The organism is Streptomyces sp. P17 (genome assembly GCF_032436805.1).
Lineage (GTDB): Bacteria > Actinomycetota > Actinomycetes > Streptomycetales > Streptomycetaceae > Streptomyces.
In genome coordinates this window covers 1-262 of the sequence record NZ_JAVRBF010001020.1, presented here as the reverse complement: position 1 = coordinate 262, position 262 = coordinate 1, and the positions used below count along the sequence as shown (strand labels likewise).

Below are 262 nucleotides of genomic sequence, written 5' to 3'. Positions count from 1 at the left end.
AGGAGCGTTGACGGGTTTCGCTGCGCTCAACCCATCTACGAGCTTAATCGGTCAGTAATAGTCATGACGCTTGTGGTCGCCCATGCGGAACCGGACATTTGCTTCATGGTAGGAGACACGCTCCTGAGCCATGAACATTTCACGCTCAAAGGTGATATCGGCCCGGTCAACGGCGAGTTTCATAGCCTAAAAATTCAAATAGTGACCGGCGAGCTTGCTATCGGATTTGCAGGAAATTTCGATACCGCCGAATAAGCGGCAT

1 protein-coding gene is annotated in these 262 nt (G+C 51.1%); it reads left to right on the top strand.

Translation table 11 applies throughout. The features are described from left to right. A partial coding sequence (locus RMT89_RS43800; protein WP_315889329.1) for a hypothetical protein occupies positions 1-255 on the top strand: 255 nt, incomplete at its 5' end. Positions 256-262: the final 7 nt, after the last annotated feature.